This is a genomic window from Streptomyces sp. NPDC101225, assembly GCF_044767585.1.
Classification (GTDB): domain Bacteria; phylum Actinomycetota; class Actinomycetes; order Streptomycetales; family Streptomycetaceae; genus Streptomyces.
Map to the genome: position 1 here is coordinate 1 of NZ_JBIWOE010000092.1, position 4,358 is coordinate 4,358.

The following is a 4,358-nucleotide window of genomic DNA, read 5'->3' on the forward strand; positions in this document are numbered from 1 at the left end:
ACGGCGGCGCCGTCGGGCAGCACCCGTGCGCCGACCGGCTCGGCGGCCTCGGCGGCACGCGCCGGGTCGATGTCGGTGACCGCGGTGACCCGGGCACCGGTGACGGTGTGGGTGAGGCGCCGGATGTGCTCCTTGCCGATCCAGCCGGCGCCGATCACTCCTACTCGAACAGTCATGGTCATTCCTTCGAAGGGGGAATCAGGAGAAACGGGCCCGGAGTTCGGCTTCCAGGGTTTCGAGGGTGCGGCCCTTGGTCTCGGGGACGTAGAGCTTCACGAAGGTGAGGGAGAAGATCCCCGCCACCACGAACAGGAAGAAGGTGTTCGAGATGCCGATGCCGGACACCAGGGACGGGAAGACCAGCCCGATCACGAAGTTGGTGAGCCACAGCACGACCGCCGCGACTCCCATCCCGAAGCCGCGCATCCGCATCGGGAAGATCTCCGAGAGCATCAGCCAGGTCACCGGCGAGATGGCGCCCTGCTGGAAGGCCAGGAAGGTCACGGTCATGGCGAGTACCGCATAGGCCCGGCCGTCGCCCGACGGCAGCACCAGCGAGAAGACGCCGATCAGCAACAGGGCCGTGGTGGTGCCGATCTGACCGGTCATGAGCATCGGGCGCCGGGGTGCGCGGCCCAGCAGCCAGATGCCGACGAAGGTGGCCAGCACCGAGATCACGCCGTTGGCGATGTTCGCGGTCAGCGCGCTGTCGGCGGCGAAGCCCGCGTCGGTCAGGATCTGGGTGCCGTAGTACATGATCGTGTTGACGCCGGTGATCTGCTGCACGATCGCGATGCCGAAGCCCACCAGCATCAGCTTGCGCACCCACGGCGTCGAGCGCATGTCCTGCCAGCCGCCGAGCCTCTCCTGCTCCTCCCGCACCGCGAGCGCGGAGACCTCGCTCAGCTCGGCCTCGGCACGCTGCTCGGAGCGGACCTGCCTGAGAACGTCCAGGGCCTCGTGGAAACGGGTGTTGGAGGCCAGCCAGCGAGGGCTCTCCGGCATCACCAGCATGCCGAACCAGAGCACGACCGCGGGAACGGTCGCGATGACCAGCATCCAGCGCCAGACGCCGCCGGACTCGCCTCCCACGTTCGCGATGACCGCGTTGGACGTGAAGGCCAGCAACTGCCCGCTGACGATCATCAGTTCGTTGCGCGTGACCAGCGCGCCGCGCCGCTCGGCGGGGGAGATCTCCGCGAGGTAGACCGGCACGGTCACCGAGGCGCCGCCGACCGCGAGACCCAGCACGAAGCGGGCCGCGATCATCGCCACGGTCGTGGGCGCGAGGGTCGCGCCGAGCGCTCCGATGAAGAACAGCACCGCGAGGGCGAGGATCGTACGGCGCCTGCCGCGCGCGTCCGAGAGCCGGCCGCCGGCGACCGCGCCGAGTGCCGCGCCGAGCAGCAGCGAGCTGGTGACCATGCCCTCGGTGACCGGGGTCAGGCCGAGGTCCTCGCTCATGTACGGCAGGGCGCCGTTGATGACCCCCGTGTCGTAGCCGAAGAGCAGTCCGCCGAAGGTGGCGACGACGGTGATCAGCCGCAGCCGGCGGGAGACCGCGGGCGACGGGGCGTGCGTGCGGGGCGCGGGCCTGGCCGATGCCCGGGAAGTGTCGTCCCTGACGTCCATGGGCACCTCCTAGCGGTCGCCGGTCGGGCGCCGGGTACCCGAGAGTCCGCAGCCCGCCAGGTGTTCGCGGGTGCTCACCGCGATGGGCAGCGGCACCTCGGGCGCGCACGGGTACAGGTCCTGCTCGACGATCACGAACAGCTCGGCGTCGAGCCCGGCCAGCTCGGCGACCACGTCGGCCGGATTCGGTACACCGGCGGGCGGCGACACGCACACGCCACGCTTGACGGCCTCACCGAAGGACAGGTCCTCGGCTGCGACCTGGGCGAGGATCTCGGGGTCCATCTGCTTGATGTGGACGTAGCCGACGCGCTCGCCGAACCGGCGGATCAGGTCGAGGTTGTCGCCACCGCCGTACGCCACGTGCCCGGTGTCCAGGCAGAGGTTGGTGTACCGGCTGTCGGACTCGTTCAGCAGCCGCTCGATCTCCGGCTGTGTCTGGATGTGGCTGTCGGCGTGCGGGTGGAGGACGAGCCGTACGTCGTACTCGTCGAGCAGCAGCTTGCCCAGCCGGTCGGCGGCCTTTCCGAAGCCCGCCCACTGCTCGGCGGTCAGCTCGGGCGACTCGGTGAAGGCGCCGGTCTTCTCGTCCCGGTACATCGGCGGGATGAGGACGAGGTGGTGCGCGCCCGCGGCCCGCGTCAGCGTGGCGACCTGCCTGACATGGGCGAGCATCTCCTCCCAGACCTCGGGCCGGTGCAGCGCGCCGAAGGCGGTGCCGCCGGAGACCTGCAGTCCGCGGGCGTCGAGTTCCGCCTTCAGCCGCTGCGGATCGGTGGGGAGGTAGCCGTACGGACCGAGCTCCAACCACTCGTAACCGGCCTGTGCGAGCTCGTCGAGGAAGCGGGTGTACGACACCTGCCGCTCGTCCTCGGGGAACCAGATGCCCCAGGAGTCGGGGGCGGAGCCCAGGCAGAGGTTGCCGGCGGTGGTGCGGAGGGGGGATGGCGCCGTTGCCATGGCGGTCTCCTTGAGGGTAGGCGAGGGGCTCAGTTGGAGGTGGGGAAGTTGAAGCCTGCGGCGACCTGCTGCCTGGGCCGGGGCCAGCGGGTGGTGACGACCTTGGGGCGGGTGTAGAACCGGATGCCCTCGGGGCCGTGGATGGGGTTGTCGCCGATGAGGGAGTCCTTCCAGCCGCCGAAGGAGTAGTACGACATCGGGACCGGCACGGGGACGTTGACGCCGATCATGCCGACGTGGACGCCCCGCTGGAAGCGGCGGGCGGCCTCGCCGGAACCGGTGAACAGGGCAGTGCCGTTGCCGTAGGGGTTGGCGTTGATCAGGTCGATGGCCTGGTCGAGGCTGTCTGCGCGGACGATGGCGAGGACCGGGCCGAACAGCTCCTCCTGGTAGGCGTCCATCTCGGTGGTGACGTGGTCGAGGAGGGAGGGGCCGGTGAAGAAGCCGTCCTCGTGGCCCTCGACCTTCAGGCCGCGGCCGTCGACGACGACGGTGGCGCCCTGCGCCTGGGCGACTCCGACGGCGTTTTCGATGCGTTCCTGGGCGGCCTTGGTGACCAGGGGGCCCATCTCGGTGTCGGGGGCGTCGCCGGCGCCGACCTTCACCTCGCCTGCCTTGCGCTTGAGGATCTCCACGAGGCCGTCGGCGGCGTCGCCGACGGCGACGGCGACGGACAGGGCCATGCAGCGTTCGCCGGCGGAGCCGTAGGCGCCGGCGGTGATGTGGTCGGCGGCGAACTCCAGGTCGGCGTCGGGCAGGACGACGGCGTGGTTCTTGGCGCCGCCGAGGGCCTGGACGCGCTTGCCGTGCGCGGTGGCCCGCTCGTGGACGTACTTGGCGATCGGGGTGGAGCCGACGAAGGAGACGGCCTGGACGCCGGGGTGGATGAGGATCGCGTCGACCGCGTCCTTGCCGCCGTGGACGACGTTGAACACGCCGTCGGGCAGGCCCGCCTTCTTGTACAGCCCGGCGACGAAGTTGGCGGCGGAGGGGTCGCGCTCGGACGGCTTGAGGACGAAGGTGTTGCCGGTGGCGATGGCGATCGGGTGCATCCACAGCGGCACCATCGCGGGGAAGTTGAACGGGGTGATGCCCGCGACGACGCCCAGCGCCTGACGGAAGTTGTGCACGTCGATGCCGCGGGAGACCTGATCGGAGAAGGAGCCCTTCAGGACGTCTCCGAGGCCGCAGGCGAACTCGACGACCTCGCGGCCGCGGGCGATCTCGCCGCGGGCGTCGTCGACGGTCTTGCCGTGCTCGGCGGAGATGATCCGGCCCAGCTCCTCCTCGTGTTCCACGAGAAGCTGGCGGAAGGCGAACATGACCTGGGTGCGCTGGGTGAGGGAGGACTCCGACCACGTCTCGAACGCCGTGGCGGCGGCCTGGACGGCGGCGTCGACCTCGGCCGCGCCGCCGAGGACGACCTGGGCCTGCTCGGCACCGGTCGCCGGGTTGAACACCGGCTGGGTGGTGGTGGCGCCCTGGGTCGGGGAGCCGTTGATCCAGTGCTGGATGGTGGTCACGGTGACGATTTCCTTTGCGGGGACGGGGCCTTACAGGTAGTGGCGCTGGGTCTGCTTGCGGGCGGCGTAGGTCTCGTAGGCGGCCCGGGTGCTGTCCAGGGCGGAGGTCTGGCCGACCGGGACGTCCCACCAGCCGTGGCCGGGCGGATTGGGGCCGTACAGGTCGGTCTCGACGTGCACGACGGTGGTGCGGGAGGCGGCCTTGGCCTTCTCCATCGCCGTGCGGAACTCGTCCACGGAGGT

4 protein-coding genes and 1 pseudogene are annotated in these 4,358 nt (G+C 70.4%); all 5 read right to left on the reverse strand.

What is annotated here, in order from left to right; genetic code table 11:
• Positions 1 to 176: Gfo/Idh/MocA family oxidoreductase (locus tag ACIRPX_RS45765; protein ID WP_404206113.1), on the reverse strand; the 176-nt coding region annotated here is incomplete at its 3' end.
• A 22-nt stretch (positions 177 to 198) separates the two neighbouring features.
• A complete protein-coding gene (locus ACIRPX_RS45770; protein ID WP_404206110.1) occupies positions 199 to 1,632 on the reverse strand; it encodes a sugar porter family MFS transporter in 1,434 nt (477 codons plus the stop codon).
• Positions 1,633 to 1,641: 9 nt separating this feature from the next.
• The gene (locus tag ACIRPX_RS45775; RefSeq protein WP_404206111.1) at positions 1,642 to 2,592 is read right to left on the reverse strand and encodes a TIM barrel protein; all 951 of its coding nucleotides are present in this window, start codon (positions 2,590 to 2,592) and stop codon (positions 1,642 to 1,644) included.
• A gap of 29 nt (positions 2,593 to 2,621) precedes the next feature.
• Positions 2,622 to 4,115, reverse strand: a complete 1,494-nt coding sequence (locus tag ACIRPX_RS45780; protein ID WP_404206112.1) for a CoA-acylating methylmalonate-semialdehyde dehydrogenase — start codon at positions 4,113 to 4,115, stop codon at positions 2,622 to 2,624.
• Positions 4,116 to 4,145: 30 nt separating this feature from the next.
• Positions 4,146 to 4,358 (reverse strand): annotated as a pseudogene (locus ACIRPX_RS45785) (3D-(3,5/4)-trihydroxycyclohexane-1,2-dione acylhydrolase (decyclizing)); the annotation flags it as partial.